Consider the following 20,864-nt stretch of genomic DNA (forward strand, 5'->3'; position numbering starts at 1 on the left):
ACCGTCCTCCGGTAGGAGTTGGTCAGGAGCGAACTGGGAGCGGGGCCGGCGCCGTCTCCGACCGGACCGATGGACTCCCACGCTCAGACCCCGCCCGTCGAGGGCTGGCTCGCCCGGAACGCGCTCCACCTCGTCGTGGCCCTCCTCGTCGCGCTCTTCGGGTGGAGCGCGAACCGGACGCTCGACGGGGTGGCCGAGGACATCGCCGTGAACACGGCCCGGCTCGAGCGGCTGGCCGAGTCGCTCGGCGGCGTGCTCGTGGACCAGGCGAGCCAGGAGCGGCGGATCGAGCACGTCGAGCGCCGGCTGGACCACCTTGAGGCCCGGCTCGACCGCTGACCTCTCACTCGACCCCCTGAGACCGATGAAGGCCGAGAAGTTCTTGACCGCGCTGCTCCTCGCAACCGGCACGGCCGTCTACGCCACGTTCACCGACGGGGGCGACGGGGCCGTGACCCCGATCGAGCTCTCGGGCTTCGCAGCGGGTCTCCTGAAAGCCGCCCTGGCCGTCGGGCTGTTCTGGGCGTTCGACCGGTACGTCTTGGACGAGATCGACACGGTGGCGGAGCTGAAAGCGGGGAACGTGGCGTACGCGCTCGCGCTCCTCGCGCTGGCGGTGCTCCTCGCGGCGACCGTGGCCACGGCACAGCCGGCGGTTGCGCTGCCCACTGCGACGGAGACAGATGGCGAGGCGGCGTGCCGGTGCGTCTGCTCGTGCACGCCGCCAGCGGGCGGACGGGCAGAGCGAGGTCCCTCCGAGGTCGTGCGCGCGCGGCCGGCCCACCTCGACACGGCGCTCGCCTACCTCGGGACCGTCGAGCGGGGCAGGAACAATCGGGGGCCGCGGGTCGAGCGGTTCCTCGGGTCGGTCGGGCTCGGGCCGGGGAATCCGTGGTGCGCGGCCTATGTCAGCTACGTGCTCGACGTGGCGGGCGTCCGGGCGCCGCTCGATGGGCGGCGGCGCGTGATCCGGTCGGGGCTCGCGGCCCGGTTCATCACGGCCCGGTCGATCCGGGCGAGCGAGGCGCTCCGGGGCACGAAGAAAGTGCCGTCGGGGGCCGTCGTGGTGTGGCGGAAGGGAAACGGACCGTACGGGCACGCGGGGTTCGCGGTGACCTGGGACGGCGCGAGTGGCGAGACGGTCGAGGGCAACACGTCGTCTGGCCAAGCGGGGAGCCAGCGCGATGGGGATGGCGTGTGGCGGCGCGAGCGGCGGATCACGCCCGGGAGCTACTTCCGGATCGTCAGCTTCACGCCAGTCGATCCGGCGTATTGGCGATGACCAGGAACAGGATGACGGCTGTCAGCCTGTTGATACGGCGAGTGAGGTGTCTGGGCCCACGCCGTTTGCAACCCCGTCGCAGGCGCGAAGCCTCGCACACGCTACGAGGTCTCGCAGGGCGCCTCCCGTCTCTCGGCAGGCACCCTCGTCGCCGACCACGTGGAGGCCCGCTCGCGCGCGGGTCACCGCGACGTTGAGCAGATTGACCTCGCCGCTAACCCAAGAAGCGGAACCAGGCCAGATGCCTAATGCGACGACGGATGAGAGGAGCATGACGTCTCGCTCGTCGCCCTGGAAGGCGTGAGCCGCCCCGACGGTTGGGGGCGGGCGGGAAGCCCATAGATCGAGCCGGCGCACTCGGTCGCGGATCGCATCCGCCTGGGGTCGGAACGGCGTCACAATTCCGATCGAGAGGTCCGTGTTGGCGAGGTGGCCCGCAGCCGACCACTCTGTGAGGAGACGGATGATGGCGTCGATCTCGGCATCGTTGATCCAACTCGACCGGACGCGACGGGCCTGGCCAGCGACGTGGTGCCAGACGAGGCCGTGGAGTGGCGGGGGGATGCGGGCTGTGTACTGCTCGGGAGTGGTCCGCACGAGGAGTTGGTCCCGCCCCTTGTAGACGGCACGCGCAGGGAACGCCACGATCTCGGGGTGGCACCGGTAGTGCTCGCGGAGAAAGACGCGATGGCCTCCGGCTTCGGAGAGGGCCGCCTCGGCGGCGTCGTAGGTCGAGTTCCGAACGTAAGAGAGGCGAGGGAGCAGGTCCGTGACCCCTGCCCGCTTGGCGAACCGAGCTTCCGCTTCCTCGCCGACGGACGTGATGTGGCGGAGCTGGTACGGGTCCCCGATCACGACGGCCCGGCGGGCCCGGTAGAGGAGGGCACGGCGGAGGCGAGGTCGCACTGGCTCGCCTCGTCGATGACGACGAGGTCGAAGAGGTGAATCAACCCGGGTTTGCCGGAGGCTCCCATCCTTGACAACTTGGAGCCATGAGCAAGTCCACCCGCTATTCCCCCGAGGTCCGGCAGCGCGCCGTCCGCCTCGTCTTCGACCACGAGCACGACCACCCCTCGCAGTGGGCCGCCATCCGCTCGGTGGCCGAGAAGATCGGCTGCACCGCCGAGACGCTCCGCAACTGGGTTCGCCAGGCTGAGCGCGACCACGGCCGTCGCGCCGGCCCCTCCACCGACGACCGAGCGCGGCTGAAGGAGTTGGAGCGCGAGAACCGCGAGCTGCGCCGCGCCAACGAGATCCTCCGCAAGGCGTCCGCGTATTTCGCACAGGCGGAGCTCGACCGCCGACCGAGACGATGATCACGTTCATCGACGACCACCGCGAGGCCTACGGAGTCGAGCCGATCTGCAAGGTTCTGCCGATCGCTCCGTCGACCTACTACGCCGCCAAAGCCCGCCAGTCCGATCCGGCCCTGCGCTCGGCGCGGTCACAGAGCGACGAGGCCCTGCGTGCTGAGATCCAGCGCGTGTGGGACGAGAACCGCTCGGTCTACGGCGCAAAGAAGGTCTGGAAGCAGTTGAAACGCGAAGGCTTCGTGGTCGCCCGCTGCACCGTCGCCCGGCTGATGCGCACAATGGGTCTGCGCGGCGTCACGCGGGGCCGCCGTGTCCGCACGACCGTACCGGCGGATCTGGCCGAGCGCCCGCTCGATTTGGTGGAGCGCGACTTCACCGCCGAGCGCCCCAACCAGCTCTGGGTGTCGGACCTGACCTACGTCGCCACCTGGCGCGGCTTCGTCTATGTCGCCTTCGTGATCGACGTGTTCTCGCGGCGCATCGTCGGCTGGCGCGTGTCGAACTCGCTGCGGAGCGACTTGGCGCTCGACGCGCTGGAGCAGGCCATCTGCGAGCGCTCGGTCGGCGACGATCTCCTCGTTCACCATAGCGATAGGGGCGTTCAATACCTGTCCATTCGCTACACCGAGCGGCTCTCCGAGGCGGGCATCGAGCCGTCGGTCGGAAGCAAGGGAGATTCCTACGACAACGCCCTGGCTGAGACGGTGATCGGCTTGTTCAAGACCGAGGAGATCCACCGCAACGGGCCGTGGCGCGGCCTCGAAGACGTCGAACTCGCCACGCTGGAATGGGTGTGGTGGTTCAACGAGCGGCGCCTGCTCGAGCCTCTCGGCTACCTTCCGCCAGCCGAGTACGAAGACGCTTTCTACCGCCGCTTGGAGACTCAGGTCACCGAGGCGGCACTCACGTAATCCGGTCTCCGGCAAACCCGGGTTGATTCAAGGGCGGGCTGGAGGGGGAGGGCGTTTCGGACGGAGAGGTTGTTGACCGCCCAGACCGGGAACAGGCGCGCCGCCCGCTGTTGCGCGCTCGTCAGCTTCTTGACTGCTGCCGGGAATCCGTAGTCCTTGACGAGCTTCCAGAACGCGCTGACGGTCCCGAAATAGCCGTTGAGGGCAGACTTGGTCTCGGGGACATCTGATCCTGACCCGGTGTAGCGGCTCTCCCGCACTTTGTGTGATCACGCCGAGCACAGGACGCGCTTGCGGAGCAGGTCGAAGCCGGCCCGGCCGTACATCTGGCGCTTGAGCATCTTCAGCCGGTTGATCTGACCCTCCGCCTGACCGCTGCTCCACGGCTCGTCCAGCGCGGCGCGGACGGCGGCGTAGTCCCGACGCAAGCCGTCCGAGAAGGTCGCCAGCGCGGAGATCCCGCTCGTGCGGCTCGCCTCCAGCCAGCCGTCGAGGTCGTCCGGCCGCTTCTCGCGCACCATCCGGTTGTACAAGCGCGCGAGATCGTGGAGACGTGCGACCTCCGTGTCCTGTCGGACGTGGGCGAGCACGGCCGTCTCCGATGCGTCGAGCGCTTCAGGGTCGCGGACGAGCAGCCAGGCCAGCTTCCGCGTCGACGGCAGACGTCCGCGGCGCGGTGCGCTCTCGACCGGCTCGCGGAGCCCCGTCAGGTACTTGCGGGGCGTTCGGGGGTGGGGCTCGGTCCGGCGGCCCTGCGCCCAGCGCGAGACCGGGCGCGATGACCTGGAGTAGCCGAGCGCTCCGATCTCGCGGTAGAGCACGAGCGCGCTCCGCTCGCCCTCCGCCCACCGCGCGTTGAGGTGCTCCTGATAGGGCGCCAGGACGCTCGGCGGCACCGAGTGGCGTCCGCGCTCAGGGAACGCGTCGGCGGCGAGGTACTTGGCTACGGTCTTGCGGTCGATCCGGAGCGCGTGGGCGATCTGGAGCGCGTTGAGGCCGTCCTCGGCGTGGAGCCGTCGGACCTCGACGTATCGGGCGTGGTGCCGGTCGCGACTGGCGGCCGACGCCGCCCGCTCGGCGGCCGTCCGTCGTCCAGGCTGGTACTCCGATGCCGGAAGGCTCTCTACTCCTGGAAGCGTCCTCAGCCGCCCGCGGACGCTCGTCAGGTGCCGGACGAGCACCTGGCGGAGATTGTGCAGCAGGTGCCACCGGTCCGCGACCTGGGCCGCGTCGGGCGCCCCCTCAGAGACCGCACGGGCGTACTCGGTCGAGCGGTCGCGTGCGACGACCTCGACGCCGGGGTGATCGCGGAGCCACGCCGAGACAGCCGTCGACGTCCGGTCTGGTAGCAAATCGACAGGACGGCGCGTCTCCAGGTCGATGAGGATCGTGCCCCACGAGCGGCCCTTGCGCCATGCCCAGTCGTCGAGGCCGAGCACGCGGGGCGTCTCGGCCTCGGGCACCGGGTGCCGGTGGAGGAGCCGGAGGACGGTGTCGGGGCTCGTCGGCATCCGCAGGTCACGGAGCAGCCGTGCGCCCGGCTCGGCCCCCGTCGCGAGTCCGGTGCGGACCTGCGACGCGGCCAGGCGGTCCGTCCGCCGGGCGTGGCGGGCGACGAGATCGGGGAACGGCTCGGCGAACGTCCGTCGCGGACAGGCCTCGCTCAGGCAGCGGAACCGTCGGACTCGGAGGCGCAGCCCGACGGCTCGGTCGCTGACGGGCAGGTCCGCCGGCGAGCGGGTGTAGAGGCCGTGGACGCGCCGCGAGCGGTGGCCGCACCCCGGGCAGACGGCGCTGCGGGCCTTGCTGCTCGCGTCGACGGTGAGGTCAGACGGGTCGGCCTGGACGGCGTCGAGGCGGCAGCCGGGGATGCGGAACGGGACGACGGAGGCGGCCATGCAGAGGCGGGCGGGTGAGCCTGCCCGAACGATCCCGTCGGAGCGCGACGCCGTCCGCGATCACACAAAGTGCGGGAGAGCCCGCCAGCCGGGTCAACTCCGCCTCGCCGCGCCCGCCGAGGGCGCGGGCGTAGACGCGGTCGGGCCGCTTGCGCTCGACGGCGGCGTCGAGCCCCCCGGTGACGAACCGCTTGCGGACGCGCTGCACGGTGGCGGCGCAGAGGTCGAGGGCCTCGGCGACGCGGGCGTCGTCCCAGGCGGGGCCGTCGGCATCGGTCTTGAGGAGCACGCGGGCGCGAGCGATGGCGCGGGCCGGGGCGGTGCCACGGCTAACGAAGAGGCGGAGGGCCTCGCGGTCGTCGTCGGAGAGGCGGACGGTGTAGCGGGCGGACATGAGCGTACGGGAAGCGAGCGTCCAACATAACCCATCAGACTTGACGCTTTACTAGTGGGCGGGTACGCCAAAGTGGATGAGCAGTCCAGTGCTAGTACTCAGGCGAAGAACCCCAGTGTAGTATGAGCTAACAGGTTACTCCTACCGAAGCCACGGTTACGCAGTTCAGAGCCGGACCGATCGCATGGCGTCGTCGGCCGTCGACCGCTCGAACCCCCGGAGGTACTGCTCCGTGACGCGGACCGACGAGTGCCCGAGGATCCGCTGGATCGTATGGACGTCGGTCCCCTGCTCGAGGAGGTACCCCGCGATCGAGTGGCGCGAGAGGTGGAACCCGACCTTCCGCGGTTTCCCGCTGGCGTCGACGAGGCCGGCGTGCTTCGCGACCTTCAGGAGGTACTTGTCGGCGAGCGCGTTCCGGGCGGCGATCGCGCGGTGGCGGGCCTCGGCTGTCGAGAGGTCGTACCCGTCGAGGATCGAGAACACGCGGTCGCCAGGCGCCTTGTCCCGCCAGCCGCGGGCGTCGAGGAGCGCGACGGCCTCGGGGACAAGGAGGACCCCGTGGAGCTCTTTGGTCTTCCCCATCCGGTAGAACACGCGGACCTCTTGGCCCTCGGGCGTCTCCGAGATGCGGAGGTGCTCGCAACGAAGGAGGGCGACGTCGGAGAACCGCATGCCGCCGGCGTAGAACGCGAAGAGCCACCAGTCGCGGACGTCGCGCGTGAGGCCGGCGGGGATGTCGGCGTGGGCGAGCGCACGGACCTCGTCGAGCGAGAGCTTCCGCTTCTGGGCCCGCTCCTTCTTGAGCTTGACGGCCTTGAACGGGTCGGGCCCGTAGGGGACGGCGCCCTCCTCGACGGCCTGGCGGTACAGCTTGGCGACGGACGTGACCGCCTTGTGGACCGTGTTGGGCCGGTTGCCACACCCGCCGTCGTCCTTCGGCGCGGCGAGGTGGGCGTGGAAGCGGCGGACGAGGCGGGGCGTGACGTCGCGGAAGGCGAGCGCGTCGCGGCCGGTCTCGCGGCGGTGCCAGGCGGCGAGCTTACGCAAGCCGGAACGGTAGGCCTGGAAGGTGTTGATCTGGCCGCGCGTGCGGTAGCCCTGGAGGACGTCGCGGGCGTAGGCGAGGAAGTCGGCGTCGAGCCCGGTGCCGGGCGCCTCGGGGGCGGGCTGGAGCGTGTCGGGCCGGACGACGGCGCGGACGCGGTCGCGGAGGCGGGCGGCGGTCACGCGCTCGGACCCGAGGGCGAGCGTCGTGACCTCGGCCTGCGCCTTGGCCAGGCAGTGCTGGAGGTGCTCGTTGAGCCGGTCGGCCTCGGGGTGCGTCTTGCGGACGGCGGAGGTCCGGTCGTTCCAGTGCTTCGGCCGGACGGAGAGGCCGAGCGAGAGGACGGCGCGGGCGTCGTCGTGGCGGCAGGTGAGGTAGAGCGGGGCCGTGCCGTCGGCGCGTTGCTCGGAGGCGCGGAGGGTGATCTTGACGGAGACCACGGGCGGGGGCGGTCGGGCGGCGCCGGCAGTGCCTGCTAGACACTGCCGGAAACACTGCCGGATTTTTCCTCAGGCATTGCCGGTTTGCCTGGGGCAACAGATTTCCGAACGCCCAATCTAGCTTGGAAACGCCGTTTTCGCCAGCAAACACAGAGCAAACCGGACCCCCTCGAGACTCCCGGCATCTCCACACCAGACCGCCCCTCCCGGCCACCCGCCGGCGAGGGGCGGCTCTGTTTCCAGGCCCCACCAGACCGCCCCGCCCCAGCCTCGGGCTGCCACCCCGCCCCGACGCACCGCGGGCGGGGCGGCGCCCGGCCCACGCTGGACCCGAGCGCTCCAAGTGACGTAGACCGCGGCCACCTGCCCCGCCCCGCCCTGGCCGCCCAGCGAATCGTCTCCCTCCTCCCGAGCGCCACCGAGCTCGTCTGCGCCCTCGGCCTGGGCGACCGCCTCGTCGGCGTGACGCACGAGTGCGACGGGCCGCCGGAGGTTGGTGACCTGCCGCCCGTCACGCGGACGCTCATTCCCCCTGCCGCGACGAGCGGTGAGATTGACGCGCTCGTGCGCGAGCGGTTCGAAGCGGCGGGCGACGACCGCCCCGCCCTCTACACGCTCGACGAAGACGCCCTCGCGGCGCTCGACCCGGACCTGATCGTCACGCAGGCGCTCTGCGACGTGTGTGCCGTCGCCGAGGCCGACGTCCAGGCGGCGGCCTGTCGCCTGCCGGGTTCGCCGCGCGTCCTCAACCTGGAGCCGACGACGCTCGCCGGCGTGTTCGCGTCTATCGACGCCGTCGGCTGCGCGGCGGGCGTCGACGCCGGTCCGGTTGTCCGCGCGCTCGATGCCCGCGTTCGGGCCGTCACCGAGCGCGTGTCTGGCCGGGCGCGCCCGCGCGTCGTCGTGCTGGAGTGGCTCGACCCGCCGTTTTCAGCCGGCCATTGGAACCCGGAGCTGGTCCGGCTCGCAGGCGGGGCGGAGGTCATTGGGCAAGAGGGCGCCCCGTCGCGGACGCTTGACTGGGCCGAGGTCGTCCGCGCCGCGCCCGACATCGTCGTCGTGGCCTGCTGCGGGTTCACGCCCGAGCGGGCGCTGAAGGACGTCGGCGCGTTCGACGGCGTGGCGGGGTGGGAGACGGTCCCGGCCGCACGCGACGGCCGCGTGGTGGTCGTCGACGGGTCCGGCTTGTTCGCGCGGCCGGGGCCGCGCCTGGTCGAGGCGGTCGAGCTGCTCGCGCACCTGTTCCACCCCGACGTGCAGCCGCGGCCCGACGGCGTCGCACCGCCGGTGTGGCTGCCCGGCCTGCCGGTCGCGGCGTGAGGGTCATCCTCTCGTGGAGCAGCGGAAAGGACGCCGCCTGGGCGCTCTGGGTGCTCCGCGATCGCGGCGTCGACGTCAGCGGCTTGCTTACGACATTGGACGAGGCGACCGGGCGGGTCGGCCTGCACGGGGTCCCGCGCGACGTGGTCGAGGCACAGGCCGAGGCCGCCGGGCTCCCGCTCCACACCGTCGCGCTCCCGTGGCCGGCCCCGAACGACGTCTACGAAGCCGCCCTCCGCCCTGCCCTCGCGGCTGCCCGAGACGCGGGCGCCACGCACGTCGCCTTTGGCGACCTCTTCCTGGCGGACATCCGGGCCTACCGCGAGCGGCTCGTGGCTGAGGCCGGGCTCGCCCCGCTCTTTCCGCTCTGGCACCCGCCCGGCGGGACGGCTGCGCTCGCCCAGTCCATGCTCGCAGGCGGCCTCCGCGCGACCGTCACCTGCGCCGACGCGTCCGTCCTCGACGCCTCGTTCGTGGGGCGCCCCTACGACGGCGCCTTCCTGTCTGACCTCCCCGCCCTAGCCGACCCGTGCGGGGAGCGGGGCGAGTTCCACACCGTCTGCACGGGTGGCCCGATGTTCCGCCGGCCGCTCGCGGTCCGCGTCGGCCGAGCCGAGGAGCGGGGCGGGTTCGTCTCCGCCGACGTCCGCGCGGCCTGACTCCGCCCCGCCCACGCCGGGGCGGACGTCCCCCCGCGACGGGCACGGCCAAAAAGGAGGGCGACGGGCTACGCCGGGCGAGGCGACCGCACAACTTCCGGGCGGGGTGGCGTGTGCTGAGGAGCGCCCGGGGACAGGCGGCGGGCCGTCCAGACGAGGAGCGGCGCAGCGAGCGCGAACCCGATGTCGACCCAGAAGACGCCCCACCAGCCGTTCGCGGCGCTCTCCCACGGCCACGGGCCGCCGAGCAGGCCGCTCGCGACTGGCACCGCCGCGCTCAGTACGGCCGCCAGCCCGAGTTGCCACCGCGCCGCGCTCACCGGCGACCGCCCCGCAAAGGCCGCCGCGACGAGGGCCAGCCACACGCCGAAAAACGCAGCGTTCTCCCACGCCACGCGTCCGTCGAGGTCGATCGGGAGCACGCGGGAGGCCAGGAACAGCACGGGCACCGCCGCCACCAGCCCGACGCCCACGCCCACCGTCAGCCGGGCCAGGACTCGGTGGAGGCGCGGCGTGGCGCGCGGGTCCTTGGGCCGGCGCACCAGCACCCACAGCACGTTGCCCGTCAGGATCACGGCGCCCGCGGCGAGCGCGAGCACGAAAAACAGCGCCGTCATCAACCACCCGCCGAACGTGGCAAAGTGGAGCGTGGTCATGGCCGTCGTCGTCGCGCCGAGCGCCGTCGGGCGCCGCGGGTCGGAAACGGCGAGCACCTCGCCCGTCGCCGGGTTCAGGACGGCCTTCCCGGACGCCGTGACGCTCTCGCGCACGCCCGACTCGAAGGCCGCCAACCCGCCCGCGTCGCCCCAGCCGTGGACGTGGAGCACGGTGATCTCGGCGTCGTCCCACAACGGCGGGAGCGCGGCCAGGAGCGCGTCCGGCGACCACATCTCGGCCGCCTCGCCCGTGAGCTCCAGCGGCGGCTCCTCGACGCCCGTCAGGACGGCTTCGAGCGCCCCCTCGTCGCCGTCGAACACGACGAGCAGCGTCGGCCCCAGGATGACGATGAGCAGGCTGAAGAAGGCGCCCGTGACCGCGTACATCACCGTGTACGGCAGGCCCACGAGGCCGAGGACCGTGTGCGCGTCGGCGAGCGCGTCGCGGAGCTTCCCACGCGGCCGGAACGTGTGCCAGTCCCGCGGGAGCTTCCGCAGGTGAATCAGGACGCCGCTCGCGACGCCGAACAGCAGGAACACGGCCGCCAGCCCCGACAGGATGCGCCCGACGAGGCCGGCCTGCGCGAAGTAGTGGAGATCGTAGAGCACCTCCGCCACCCCGCTCCGGCTCCGCGTCGGGAGCACCGCCCCGCTCGTCGCGCTCACCCAGTGGTCGAGCGTGTCGCCGGCCGCGGTCGGGTAGCGGAGCCAGTAGTACGCCCGCTCGGCGAACGGGTACACCAACAGCACATCCGCTCCCTGCGCCGGCGGCCGCTCGCGCAGGATCTCGCCGACGGCCGCGTCCGCCGAGAGCATCGCCCCGGCCGTCTGCTCGGTCGCCCGGAGCGCCGGGTCGGCCCAGGCCTGGATCTCGGCCCGGTAGAGCGCGAACGCCCCGCAGTAGAAGATGACGAACAGGCCGAGCCCCAAGACGACGCCCGTGACGGAGTGGGCGTCCCACAGGAGCTTGAACGCGCGCGGCCCGACAAGCTTCTTCTTTTTCGCGGACGGCGCCGCCCCGCCCGGCGGCGGCGCGGGCGGGGTGGGCGGGCGCGTCGGGCGGGAGATCGTTTCCATCAGAGCGTGGTGAGGGCGGTCACGGCCGCGAAGACGAGGGCCGCCCCGCCCACGCGGAGCCACGCGCCGCGCCCGCTCGGCGCCAGCACCGCCCAGCCGACGACGAGCGCCCAGACGGGCACGCACAGCGCCACGCCCAGCCCGACCGTCCAGCCGAGCGGCACGCCGAGCAGCGGCAGCGCGGTCCCCAGCGCCATGCCGAACAGGAGGAACACGGCAAAGCCGCCCAGGACGGCCGCCGTCCCCTTTCCCCACCCCTCGCCGCGTGTCCAGGCGTGCTTCATCGGTTCAAGGGGGCGGGGCGGGCGGGGCGGGCGCCTCGGGCGGGGCGCGTACCGCGGGCGGGGCGGGCCACTTCGGGGAGCAGGAACGGACCCGCCACGGCGAGGACCGAGGCGACGGTCATCATCACTGTCACCACCAGCACCGGCCCCACGCCCGGCCCGTACGCGGCGACGGAGAGCGCCAGCGCGGCGGCGGCCAGCCCGGCGCCGGCCCACCGGAGCGGGCGGGGCGGCCCGGCCGGCGCCGACTGCCGGCCCGGCGCGGCGGCGTAGAACGCCCCGTAGGCGGCGGCGGCGAGGAGGAGCGAGAGGGCGGCCATGGAATCAGATCGAGACGTCGAGGCTGAGCCCGATCACGCGCGGGAGCGAAAAGCGGACGACGGGCTGCCCGAACGAGTCGAACGTCCGCCGCGTGGCGATGTCCTCGTCGAGCAGGTTGCGGGCGAACGCGGCCACTCGCGCCTCGACGCCCCGGAGCCCGAAGGCGTAGCCCACCTGCCCGTTGACGATCGTGTAGTCGCCCGCCCGCAGGAGCGGGTCGTTGCCGCCGTCCGGCAGCGTGCCCACGTCGTCGTAGAACGGGCCGGTGTAGCTGGCGCTCAAGGCGGCGAACGGGCCGGAGCCTGGCTCGTAGACGGCGCCCAGCGAGACCGTCTCGCCGGACGAGGCCGGGAACTGGTAGCCCGCGAGGTCGCGCCCAGCCAGCACGAACTCGTCGAACTCGGTGTGGACGAGGCCGCCCGAGCCGAACACCGTCAGCCCGCGCGCGGCGACGGCGCGGAGCTCGATCTCGGCGCCGTACAGCGTCGAGGCGCCCGCGTTGACCGTCTGCGTGAGCGTCGTGCCCTCGACCGGGATGCGGACCTGCTGGTCGGTCCAGTCGGTGTAGAAGGCGTTGGCGTTGGCCGTGAGCCGGCCGCCGAGCCAGCGGCTCCGGAGCGCGAGCTCGTAGTTCCAGGTGTACTCCGGGTCGTAGACGTTGCGCTGGCCCGTCGTCAGCACCTCGGCGCCGCCGGCCCGGTAGCCGCGCTGGACGACGGCCCCGAGCGAGAGGTCGGGCGTGACGTCGAGGGTCGCGCCGAGCTTGGGCAGGAGCGCGTTGTAGCTGGCGCTCGGGTTCTGCTCGCCGCTCTCGATCTGCGCCTGGAGCGTCTGGACGACGAGCGCCGTCGTGGCGGCGTCGAACGGGCTGTCCGGGAGCGAGATCGTGGCGTCCTGCTCGCTCCGCTCCTCGTACTCCTCGTAGTCGTACCGGAGCCCGGCCGTCAGCGTGAGCCGGTCGGGCAGGACCTCGTGGTTGACCTCGCCGAAGAGGGCCACGTTCACGCTCTCGGTCGAGAGCGGGTTGTCCGTCTCGTACAAGACCTCGAACGGTGGCAGCGACGCGCCGGCCGGGATCAGCCCCAGCTGAACGGCCGCCCGCGTCAGGTTCCCCTCGACGATGGGGAACACGTCGCCCCGGTCGACCCGGAAGCCGCTGAACGCGAACCGGCCGGCGTAGCCGCCGACAACGGCCGTCGTCCGGTCGGTGACGACGTTGAGCCGGAGCTCCTGCGTCACGTCGTCGCCGTCGACCACGCTCCGCTGGCCGACCGGGATGACGACGTCGGGGTCGGAGTCCTGCTGCTCCAGGCTGTCGTACGTTCGCTCGTTGGCGAGGTAGCCGGTCAGCGACGTGATCGTCAGCGCGTCCGTGAGGTCGTAGGCGGCCTCCAGCGACACGTTGTGCGTCCGGTTGTCGTCGAGGACGGTGAACGGCGACGTGCTCTCGCGGGCCTCGAAGTCGGGGCCGTTGGCGTTGAAGTAGATGTTGGGCCGGTCGTAGGCGTAGCCGTAGGCGAGCCGGGCCGAGAAGCCCGGGAGCGCCGTCGGCGTAAACAGGAGCCGGGCCTTGGCGCTGGCATAGCCGTTCTCGGTCGCGTCGGAGAGGTCGAAGCCCTCGTCCTCCAGCGCCGTGTACCGGAAGCCGGTGTCCTCGCGCTGGAGCTCGCCGGAGAGCCGGAACGCGAGTTGGTCGGCGACGAGCGGGCCGGTCAGCATGAGCGCGCCCTCGGCCGTCTCCTGGCTGCCGCCGCGGAGCCGAGCCGCCGCGCCGTACTCGAACGACGGGTCCTTGGAGCGGATCGAGACGGCGCCCGCGAGCGCGTTCCGCCCGGCGACCGTCGACTGCGGCCCGCGGAAGACCTCGACGGCCTCGACGTCCCACGTCCCCCGCGCGCCGGACCGCGTCGAGGCCTGGTTCTGGGCGATCCCATCGATGTAGAGCTGGGCCGTGGTGCCCTGCCCGCCGAACCCGACGCCGGCGCTGTTGATGCCGCGGATGACGAACCCGCCGACCCCGTTGCCGGAGAAGTTGCCCACCAGGAGCCCCGCGTCGCGCCAGTCCCGGATGGGGAGCGCGTTCAGCGCGCCGTCCCCGACGACGGCCACGCTGGACTGCGTCTCCTGGAGGTTGCGGACGAACTTCTCGCTGCGCACGACGACCTCGGCCAGCCGGCCGTCCTCCTCCGCCAGCCGGAAGTCGAGCGCGACCGTCTCGCCGTCCGCGACCGTTGCGGTCTGCTCGGCCGCGACGAACCCCACGAACGACGCCGTGAGTACGGCCGGCCCGGCGGGCACGTCGCGGAGCACGAACCGCCCGAACGCGTCGGCCGCCCCGCCCCGCTCCACCCCGCCCCGCTCGGGGGCGGCCAGACGGACCGTCGCGCCAGGGAGCGGCTGCCCATTTTCGGCGTCGACGACGCGGCCGGTCACGGTGCCCGTCTGGGCGAGGGCGGCCGGGGCGGCCAGGAGCAGCGCCAGCACGGCGCCGAGGCGGCGGGCGGAGGGGCGGGGCGGGACGTTCACGGGGGCGGGGCGGCGAGCGGGCGGGGCGACTGTCTAGACCGGATCCAAATGTAGACCTAGTCCAGATAAGAGGGGTCGACGCCCCTGGCTTTACCCCTTCTCCTTCCGACCGCCCCGCCCGTACCGGCCCCAGCGCAGGCGCTCCCGCCGCTACCGCCCGGGCGTGTAGAGGACGGCGCCCGGGGGAAGGTCGGCCGCGACCGCGCGCGCGACCTCGGCCGCGAACGCCCGCACCAGGTGCCGCCGCACGAGCGTCGTCGCGTACACCAGGCGGACCGTCCGCGACGGGGCCGGCGCCCGGAACGGCCGGACCGACTCGGGCGCGTGGGACCCCCCGCCTTGGACGGCCAGCCACGGCAGGAGCGTCATCCCGAAGCCGCGGTCGACGATCCGCTGGAGCGTTTCGAGGTTTCCGCTCTCGAACTGGGCCGCCTTCGCGTCTGGCCGCCCCGCCCCCCGCGCCAGGAGAGCGAGCGCCTGGTCGCGGAAGCAGTGGCCCTCGCGCATGAGCCACACGTCGCCCGGGCTTAAGTCCTCGGGCTCCATCTCGGCGCGGCCGTAGAGCCGGTGGCCCGGGGCCACGTAGCCCACGAGCGGCTCCTCGAACAGGGGCACCTCCTCGATGCCCCGCACGGGCGGCGCCGTCGCCGTCAGCCCGGCGTCCAACAGGTCGCGCCGGACGTGGTCCACGATGGCCTCCGCCACGAGCTCCTCAAACACGAGCTCGACATCGGGATAGCGCCGCGCGAACGGGGCGATCACGAGCGGGACGAGGTACGGGGCCAGCGTCGAGAGGACGCCCACGCGGAGCTCGCCCGCCAGCTCGCCCGTCGCCTCACTCACCAGGTCCTCCAGTCGCTCCGCCTCGGCGAGTACGTGCCGGGCCTGCGCGACCACGGCCCGGCCCAGCTCCGTCGGCACGATGGGATGGGCCGAGCGGTCGAAGAGGACGGCGCCCAGCCCCGCCTCGAGCGCCTGGACGCCGGCGCTGAGCGCGGGCTGCGTGACGTGGCACGCCTCGGCGGCCCGTCCAAAGTGGCCGTGTCGATCCAGGGCGACGGCGTAGGCGAGCTGGAGGAGGGTCACAGCGATAAGACGGGGTTATCAGCGGATGCGCACAAACGATTGGACCGATCAATGGTAGCGCCCGATCCTTCCGCCAGCCTGGCGCCCCGCCCGGCTCGGGCCGCAGCCCGTCCCCCACCCCGCCCCGCCCCGCCGAGGGCTAGAGGTCGCCTCTGGCTCCCGGCGCTGTGCCCCGCTCGGCGGGCCTCCTCGTGCTCCCCATGACCACGCGCCCCCTCACCCTCACCGACCCCGACCGCACCACGATCGGCCAGCTTCTCGCCTCGCGGAACGCGACCGCCCCCGAGGCCCGCACGCTGGCCGACCTCGTCGTCGGTCTGAGCGAGTCCGTCGTCGTCCACTCGTCGGAGATCTCCCCCACCGTCGTCACGCTGAACTCGCGCGTCCGCATCCGCACGCTGGGCACGGGCGCCGAGCGCGTGCTCACGCTCGTCGCCGGCCAGTCGGACCTCCGCGCGGGCCGCGTTTCTGTGTTCGCGCCCATCGGGGGCGCCCTGCTCGGCCGCCGCGAGGGCGACGTCGTCGCGTGCGACGTGCCGGCGGGCCGGACGCAGTTCCAGATCGAGGCCGTCCTCTACCAGCCCGAGGCCGCCGGCGCCGAGCGCGTCGCCGCCTGAGCGGCGGGGGCGGGGCGGGACGTGGTCCTCGGAGCGGACCCCGCCCGCTCCTCCGCCGTACGTTCACTCGCCGCTTCCGCCGGCCGCCCCGCCCCACGCCAGGGCTTCCCCTCCCAGAACCGCCCCGCCCATCCTTATGGCCTCCACGTCTCCCCCCCCGTCCGCACAGTCCCCCGAAGAGCTGAACCCCTTCGCAATCGCGCAGGAGCAGTTTAGCCACGCCGTCCGGTACCTCCCGGAGCTGGACTCGGGCCTCGTCGAGTTCATGATCCGCCCCGAGCGGGTGCTCACGGTCGAGTTCCCGATCCAGAAGGACGATGGGACCGTCGAGAACTTCGTGGGCCACCGCGTGCTCCACAACCACGTCCGCGGGCCGGGCAAGGGCGGCATCCGGTTCCACCCGAGCGTGAACGCCGACGAGGTCCGCGCGCTGGCCGCGTGGATGACGTGGAAGTGCGCCGTCGTCGACGTCCCGTTCGGCGGGGCCAAGGGCGGCGTCGAGTGCGACCCGACCCAGCTGACCGAGGGCGACCTCCGGCGGATCACGCGCCGGTTTATCTCGCAGCTCGGCGACGCCATCGGCCCGTTCGTCGACATCCCGGCCCCGGACGTGAACACGAACGCCCGGACGATGGCCTGGATCTACGACACGTACGCCGTGATGCACCCGGGCGAGAACAACCTGCCGGTCGTGACCGGCAAGCCGCTGGACATGGGCGGCTCGCGGGGACGCCCCGAGGCGACCGGCCGCGGCGTCCTCTTCGCCTGCGAGCAGGCGCTCCGCCGTGGGCTCGTCGACGGGCTCGACTCGGTCGAGGGCGCCACGGTCGTGGTCCAGGGCTTCGGGAACGTGGGCGCGACGGCGGCCGAGCTGTTCCACGAGGCCGGCGCGCGCGTGATCGCCATCAGCGACGTCTCGGGCGGCGTCCACAACGCGGACGGCATCGACATCCAGGCGGCGCTGGCGCTCCGCGACGAGACCGGGTTCGTCAAGGGCCTCGACGGCACGGAGCCGATCTCGAACGACGACCTCCTCGCCCTCGCGTGCGACGTGCTCGTCCCGGCCGCGCTCGAAAACCAGATCCGCGCCGACAACGTGGACCGCATCCAGGCTCGGTTCGTGGTTGAGGGCGCCAACGGCCCCACGACGCCGGCGGCCGACCGCGCGCTCTTCGAGCGGGGCGTCCCCGTGCTCCCGGACATCCTGGCCAACGCCGGCGGCGTGACCGTGAGCTACTACGAGTGGGTCCAGAACCAGGAGAACGAGCAGTGGGAAGAGGAGGAGGTCAACGGCCGGCTCCTCCGCAAGATGAACCGGGCGGTCGACGCCGTGGTCGACACGCAGGAGCGGATCAACGGTGACCTCGACGCGATCGGGGCGGCCCGGGCCGAGCGCGGCCTGAACGGGCAGCCGCTCGGGGCCATCGACCTCCGCACCGCGGCCTACGTCCTCGCCATCCAGCGCGTGTCCGACGTCACGCTCCAGCGCGGCATCTGGCCGTAGGGAGCAGGCGGACCCCTCCGCCGCGAGACCGCCCCGCCCAGCGGCGAGGGCGGGGTGGCGGCCCAGGCGTCTGCGGCCCCGGCTCCTTCCGCGCCCGCCCCGCCCGTGCTGCGCGGGCGGGGTGGCGGCTAGAGCAATATGCAGGGAGGCACAGGGTACTCGGTACGAGGTACGCGCGCGTCGAGGTCGGATCGGACCGTGCCTCGTACCCGGTACCCCGTACCCACCCAAAGGGTGCTCTAGAACGAGCGGCCGACGGAGAAGACGACCTGCGGCACGCCGTCGAAGTCGGTGGCGACTGTGAGCGAGGCCGGGCCGGCCAGCGTGACCACACCGAGCTGGGCGCCGACGCCGCCGCGGACGTCGTCCGTGTCGAGCGACCACGAATCGCCGGCGCGGCCGGCGTTCGCGGTCACGCGCGCAAAGACCTCGTCGACGACCTCGAACTGGACGCTGACCGCGGCGAGCTGGCTGGCCCGGCCGGCGAGCTCGAGGCGCTCGGCCCCGTAGAGCGGGAAAAAGCGGCCGGGCAAGAGCGACGGCACCACCGCCCCGCCCAGGAACGAGAGCCGGTCGGCGGGCAGATCCTCGCCCCAGGCGCGCGTGGCCGCGGCGCGGGCGCCGACGCTGAGCCCGCGCGCGAGCGGCACCCACAGCTCGGCGTCGGCCGACACGTGGCGGAACGACGCGCCCACGCCGGGCGCCCATTCGGCCGTGGCCAGCGCCCGGACGCCCCGCGACGGGAATGCCTCCCGGTCCCGGTCATCGACCGCCGCGAACGCCGAGGCCGACGCGTACGTCCAGGACGTGCCCTCGACGCCCTCGGGCGCCACGTCGGGCGCGTCGCGGACGTAGGCGACGTTCGGCCCCAAGCCGGTGAGTATGGCGTCGAATACGATCGGCCCGCCGAGCACCGACGCCGAGACCACGTCAAGCCGGCCCTGCGCCGTCGGCCGGACAGCCCCAGTAAAGACGGGGACCGGCACGCTAACGTAGCCCGCCTGGGCCGCGACCGACAGGGGCTCGTCGATTCCCAGGCGCGTAAAGTAGCCGCCCTGGAGCTGCACCTGCTCGCCCAGCCGGGCGTCCAGCCGCGTCGTGCTCCCGAACTGGACGAGGTCGCGGAGCTGGAGCGAGAACAGGAGCGCCGCGTCGTACACCGTGTCGTAGCGGAACCCGAACCCGAGACGGTCCCCGTTCGACCGCCGGACGTCGAGGACGAGCGTGGGGACGGCCGCCCCGCCCACGACGGCCGCGCTGTCGGACGCGGCGCCGACGACGCGGTAGGTGATGATGTCGAAGGCGCCAGATGCGTAGACGCGCCGGACCGCCGCCTCGGCGTCGGCGGCCGTGAGGTCGGCCGGGAAGGTCAGACCCAAACGGCGGCGGACGAGCTTCTCGGCCTCCCCGCCCGCCTCCACGCCCACGACGGCGACGGTGTCGGCCCGGAACGTGCGCGCGGCGGGCGCGGTGGGCGGGGCGGCGGCGGCGCGGCCGACCCGGTCGGCGAGCGCGTCGAGCTCGGCCCGCTTGGCCTCGGCCGCCGCCACTCCGCGGGCGATCCACTCGGCCCCGGCGTCGAACGAGAACGACGAGAGCCCCTCGGTGTCCGGCTCGATGAGCACGTCGCACAGCGCCTTCTGATCGCCCAGACTCTGCTCCGACTGGTAGAACGCGGCGTGGACGAGCACGTCGAAAAACGAGTCGAGACCGTCGGTCGCCTCGTCGATCACCTTCGACACGTCGACGCACACGAGCACGTCGGCGCCGAGCGCGAGCGCGTCCTCGGCGGGGAGGTTCCGGGCCACGCCGCCGTCGATGTAGCGGCGGCCGTCGATGGCGACGGGCGTGAACAGGCTCGGCAGCGACATACTCGCGCGGATCGCGAGCGGGAGGTACCCCGAGGTCAGCCGCCGCGGCTCGCCGGTCTCGACGTCGACGACGACGGCGGCGAACGGGCGCGGGAGCTGGGTAAAGTCCTGGACGTCCTGGACTGGCCACAGGAGGCTCGTGAGCAGCTCGAACACGTTCTGCCCCGCGACGAGCCCGGACGGGAGCCCGAGCGAGCCGCCCTCGATAGGGAGCGAGACCAGAACGCCCCCCCCGCCCACGCGGGCCTCGGGCGCCACCAGCCGCCGGTCGACGGCGTCGTCGAACAGGCCGATCCAGTCGCGCCCCTCGACGATGGCCTCCAGCGAGTCGGTCGGGTACCCGGCCGCGTAGAGGCCGCCGACGATGGCCCCCATGCTCGTGCCCGTGACGAGGTCGACCGGCACGCCGGCCGCCTCGATGGCGCGGATCGCCCCGACGTGGGCGAGCCCCTTGGCCGCCCCGCCCGAGAGGACCAGCCCGACCGTCGGGCGCTCGGGCGGGGCGGCGGCCGAGTCGGCCGTCTGGGCGGCGGCGGCCGGCGCGAGGAGCGCGAGGACGAGGCCGCCGACGAGGCGGGCGGGGCGGGAGAGCAGGCTCATGCGGTCGGGGGCGGGGCGGGGAGGTACGGGCTACGGGGGGCGGGGCTCCGCCTGCGAGGAGAGCACACGCGGCCCCGCCCCGCCCGTAGCCGCCCCGCCCGGATCCGCGCGTCTGCGTTCGGGGTTGCCGCCGTCCGCCCCGCTGCCCCGCCCCGCCCGATGCCCCTCAGCCGCCGCCAGTTTCTCGCCCGCACGTCGGTCGCCGCCGCCGGCCTCCCGCTCGCCGCGCCGGCGCTGCGGGCCGCCGTCCGCCCCGCCCGCCGCGCCGACTTCACGCCCATCCGCCGGGGCGTCGGCTTTTTCAGCGGGCGGGGCGGGACGATCGGGTACCTCCAGACGCCGGACGCGCTCGTCGCCGTCGACGCCCAGTTCCCGGAGTCGGCCGAGGCGTTCCTCGCCGGCCTCCGCGACGGGTCGGCGCGCGGGCTCGACCTGCTCGTCAACACGCACCACCACGGCGACCACACGGCGGGCAACGCCGTGCTCGCGCCGGTCGCCGACACCCACGTCGCGCACGAGGCCGTCCCGGGCCTCCAGCGCGCGGCGGCCGTCCAGCGGGGGACGTACGACGCCCAGCGCTACCCGTCCGAGACGTACGCCCGGACGTGGAGTGCCGAGGTGGGCGGGGAGGTCGTCGCGCTCCGCTACCTCGGCCCCGCCCACACGTGCGGCGACTCGGTCGTCCACTTCGAGCGGGCCGACGTGGTGCACATGGGCGACCTCGTGTTCAACCGCCGCCAGCCGTTTATCGACGCCGGCGCCGGGGCCTCAGTGGCGGGGTGGATCGGCGTTCTGGAAGCGACGCACGGAGCGTTCTCCGACGGCACCGTATTCGTCTTCGGCCACGCCGGCGAGGGCTACCCGGTGACGGGCGGGCGGGGCGAGCTGCTCGTCATGCGCGACTTTCTCGGGGCGGCCCGCGAGGCCGTCGCGCAGGCGCTCGCCGCCGGCCGCTCGGCCGAGCAGATCGTGGGCGCCGAGGTCCCCGGGTTCGAGGCGTGGGGGCCGATGCCGGCCCGCGTGGTCGACCCCATCGCCGCCGAGCTCGCCCCCTGAC

Annotated in this window: 18 protein-coding genes and 1 other annotated feature; of the genes, 8 read left to right on the forward strand and 10 right to left on the reverse strand. The window is 73.2% G+C overall.

The features are described 5' to 3' along the window. Window positions 1-69 precede the first annotated feature (69 nt). The gene (locus RQM47_RS00780; protein WP_311665183.1) at window positions 70-339 is read left to right on the forward strand and encodes a hypothetical protein; all 270 of its coding nucleotides are present in this window, start codon (window positions 70-72) and stop codon (window positions 337-339) included. 25 nt (window positions 340-364) lie between these two features. Next, the gene (locus RQM47_RS00785) at window positions 365-1,282 is read left to right on the forward strand and encodes a CHAP domain-containing protein (RefSeq protein WP_314007001.1); all 918 of its coding nucleotides are present in this window, start codon (window positions 365-367) and stop codon (window positions 1,280-1,282) included. 21 nt (window positions 1,283-1,303) lie between these two features. Here RQM47_RS00785 and RQM47_RS00790 read toward each other — a convergent pair whose 3' ends face one another. After that, on the reverse strand, window positions 1,304-2,137 hold the full coding sequence (locus RQM47_RS00790; protein WP_311665188.1) for a C-terminal helicase domain-containing protein: 834 nt from the start codon (window positions 2,135-2,137) through the stop codon (window positions 1,304-1,306). A 137-nt stretch (window positions 2,138-2,274) separates the two neighbouring features. On the opposite strand from RQM47_RS00790, the gene RQM47_RS00795 reads away from it, so the two are divergent. Continuing rightward, window positions 2,275-3,506, forward strand: a protein-coding gene (locus RQM47_RS00795) for an IS3 family transposase (protein ID WP_409945472.1) whose coding sequence is annotated in 2 segments (ribosomal slippage) — window positions 2,275-2,557 and window positions 2,557-3,506 — 1,233 coding nt in all. Because the reading frame shifts where the segments join, the coding sequence is not laid out codon by codon here. Beyond that, window positions 2,553-2,669 (forward strand) — a sequence feature (AL1L pseudoknot). It overlaps the preceding gene by 117 nt. 269 nt (window positions 3,507-3,775) lie before the next feature. On the opposite strand, the gene RQM47_RS00800 is transcribed toward RQM47_RS00795, so the two are convergent. The 3 genes from RQM47_RS00800 to RQM47_RS00810 all read right to left on the reverse strand — a co-directional run bounded on the left by RQM47_RS00800 (window position 3,776) and on the right by RQM47_RS00810 (window position 7,286). Then, complete coding sequence (locus RQM47_RS00800) at window positions 3,776-5,404, reverse strand: ISL3 family transposase (RefSeq protein ID WP_311665192.1); 1,629 nt, start codon at window positions 5,402-5,404, stop codon at window positions 3,776-3,778. Further along, a complete protein-coding gene (locus tag RQM47_RS00805; protein ID WP_314007007.1) occupies window positions 5,334-5,798 on the reverse strand; it encodes a helix-turn-helix domain-containing protein in 465 nt (154 codons plus the stop codon). Before RQM47_RS00805 ends, RQM47_RS00800 begins: the two co-directional genes overlap by 71 nt. A gap of 165 nt (window positions 5,799-5,963) precedes the next feature. Continuing rightward, window positions 5,964-7,286, reverse strand: coding sequence for a site-specific integrase (locus RQM47_RS00810; RefSeq protein ID WP_311665016.1), 1,323 nt, complete (start codon window positions 7,284-7,286; stop codon window positions 5,964-5,966). Window positions 7,287-7,664: 378 nt separating this feature from the next. On the opposite strand from RQM47_RS00810, the gene RQM47_RS00815 reads away from it, so the two are divergent. Together RQM47_RS00815 and RQM47_RS00820 are read left to right on the forward strand one after the other, a co-directional pair. Next, window positions 7,665-8,606, forward strand: a complete 942-nt coding sequence (locus RQM47_RS00815; RefSeq protein ID WP_409945946.1) for a cobalamin-binding protein — start codon at window positions 7,665-7,667, stop codon at window positions 8,604-8,606. After that, a complete protein-coding gene (locus RQM47_RS00820) occupies window positions 8,603-9,265 on the forward strand; it encodes a hypothetical protein (protein WP_311665012.1) in 663 nt (220 codons plus the stop codon). The genes RQM47_RS00815 and RQM47_RS00820 overlap by 4 nt, the downstream gene beginning before the upstream one ends. A gap of 68 nt (window positions 9,266-9,333) precedes the next feature. On the opposite strand, the gene RQM47_RS00825 is transcribed toward RQM47_RS00820, so the two are convergent. The 5 genes from RQM47_RS00825 to RQM47_RS00845 form a co-directional block, all read right to left on the reverse strand. After that, window positions 9,334-10,998, reverse strand: a complete 1,665-nt coding sequence (locus tag RQM47_RS00825) for a PepSY-associated TM helix domain-containing protein (RefSeq protein ID WP_311665010.1) — start codon at window positions 10,996-10,998, stop codon at window positions 9,334-9,336. Then, window positions 10,998-11,282 (reverse strand): hypothetical protein, encoded by a 285-nt coding sequence (locus RQM47_RS00830; RefSeq protein ID WP_311665007.1) that lies wholly within the window; start codon window positions 11,280-11,282, stop codon window positions 10,998-11,000. The genes RQM47_RS00825 and RQM47_RS00830 overlap by 1 nt, the downstream gene beginning before the upstream one ends. Then, the gene (locus RQM47_RS00835; protein WP_311665005.1) at window positions 11,279-11,602 is read right to left on the reverse strand and encodes a hypothetical protein; all 324 of its coding nucleotides are present in this window, start codon (window positions 11,600-11,602) and stop codon (window positions 11,279-11,281) included. Before RQM47_RS00835 ends, RQM47_RS00830 begins: the two co-directional genes overlap by 4 nt. Before the next feature lie 4 nt (window positions 11,603-11,606). Beyond that, window positions 11,607-14,129: a TonB-dependent receptor gene (locus RQM47_RS00840; protein ID WP_311665001.1), complete on the reverse strand. Its 2,523-nt coding sequence runs from the start codon at window positions 14,127-14,129 to the stop codon at window positions 11,607-11,609. A gap of 150 nt (window positions 14,130-14,279) precedes the next feature. Then, entirely contained in the window at window positions 14,280-15,215 is a 936-nt protein-coding gene (locus RQM47_RS00845) for a LysR substrate-binding domain-containing protein (protein ID WP_314007010.1), read from the reverse strand. Between the two features lie 200 nt (window positions 15,216-15,415). Here RQM47_RS00845 and RQM47_RS00850 point away from each other — a divergent pair, with 200 nt between their 5' ends. Together RQM47_RS00850 and RQM47_RS00855 are read left to right on the forward strand one after the other, a co-directional pair. Next, entirely contained in the window at window positions 15,416-15,832 is a 417-nt protein-coding gene (locus RQM47_RS00850; protein WP_311664997.1) for a GreA/GreB family elongation factor, read from the forward strand. A gap of 136 nt (window positions 15,833-15,968) precedes the next feature. Continuing rightward, window positions 15,969-17,336 (forward strand): Glu/Leu/Phe/Val dehydrogenase, encoded by a 1,368-nt coding sequence (locus RQM47_RS00855; protein ID WP_311664995.1) that lies wholly within the window; start codon window positions 15,969-15,971, stop codon window positions 17,334-17,336. A gap of 239 nt (window positions 17,337-17,575) precedes the next feature. On the opposite strand, the gene RQM47_RS00860 is transcribed toward RQM47_RS00855, so the two are convergent. After that, a complete protein-coding gene (locus tag RQM47_RS00860) occupies window positions 17,576-19,807 on the reverse strand; it encodes a patatin-like phospholipase family protein (RefSeq protein ID WP_314007013.1) in 2,232 nt (743 codons plus the stop codon). Window positions 19,808-19,966: 159 nt separating this feature from the next. On the opposite strand from RQM47_RS00860, the gene RQM47_RS00865 reads away from it, so the two are divergent. Further along, on the forward strand, window positions 19,967-20,863 hold the full coding sequence (locus RQM47_RS00865) for an MBL fold metallo-hydrolase (protein WP_314007016.1): 897 nt from the start codon (window positions 19,967-19,969) through the stop codon (window positions 20,861-20,863). The last annotated feature ends 1 nt before the right edge of the window (window position 20,864 follow it).

Origin of the sequence: Rubrivirga sp. S365, assembly GCF_032248475.1 — a bacterium.
GTDB classification, from domain to species: Bacteria; Bacteroidota; Rhodothermia; order Rhodothermales; family Rubricoccaceae; genus Rubrivirga; species Rubrivirga litoralis.

Bases quoted from the DNA above. Each gene is read 5' to 3' on its own strand.
- RQM47_RS00780 (WP_311665183.1), top strand. From the start codon at position 70: ATGGACTCCCACGCTCAGACCCCGCCCGTCGAGGGCTGGCTCGCCCGG.
- RQM47_RS00785 (WP_314007001.1), top strand. From the start codon at position 365: ATGAAGGCCGAGAAGTTCTTGACCGCGCTGCTCCTCGCAACCGGCACG.
- RQM47_RS00800 (WP_311665192.1), bottom strand. From the start codon at position 5,404: ATGGCCGCCTCCGTCGTCCCGTTCCGCATCCCCGGCTGCCGCCTCGAC.
- RQM47_RS00805 (WP_314007007.1), bottom strand. From the start codon at position 5,798: ATGTCCGCCCGCTACACCGTCCGCCTCTCCGACGACGACCGCGAGGCC.
- RQM47_RS00825 (WP_311665010.1), bottom strand. From the start codon at position 10,998: ATGGAAACGATCTCCCGCCCGACGCGCCCGCCCACCCCGCCCGCGCCG.
- RQM47_RS00830 (WP_311665007.1), bottom strand. From the start codon at position 11,282: ATGAAGCACGCCTGGACACGCGGCGAGGGGTGGGGAAAGGGGACGGCG.
- RQM47_RS00835 (WP_311665005.1), bottom strand. From the start codon at position 11,602: ATGGCCGCCCTCTCGCTCCTCCTCGCCGCCGCCGCCTACGGGGCGTTC.
- RQM47_RS00850 (WP_311664997.1), top strand. From the start codon at position 15,416: ATGACCACGCGCCCCCTCACCCTCACCGACCCCGACCGCACCACGATC.
- RQM47_RS00855 (WP_311664995.1), top strand. From the start codon at position 15,969: ATGGCCTCCACGTCTCCCCCCCCGTCCGCACAGTCCCCCGAAGAGCTG.
- RQM47_RS00860 (WP_314007013.1), bottom strand. From the start codon at position 19,807: ATGAGCCTGCTCTCCCGCCCCGCCCGCCTCGTCGGCGGCCTCGTCCTC.
- RQM47_RS00865 (WP_314007016.1), top strand. From the start codon at position 19,967: ATGCCCCTCAGCCGCCGCCAGTTTCTCGCCCGCACGTCGGTCGCCGCC.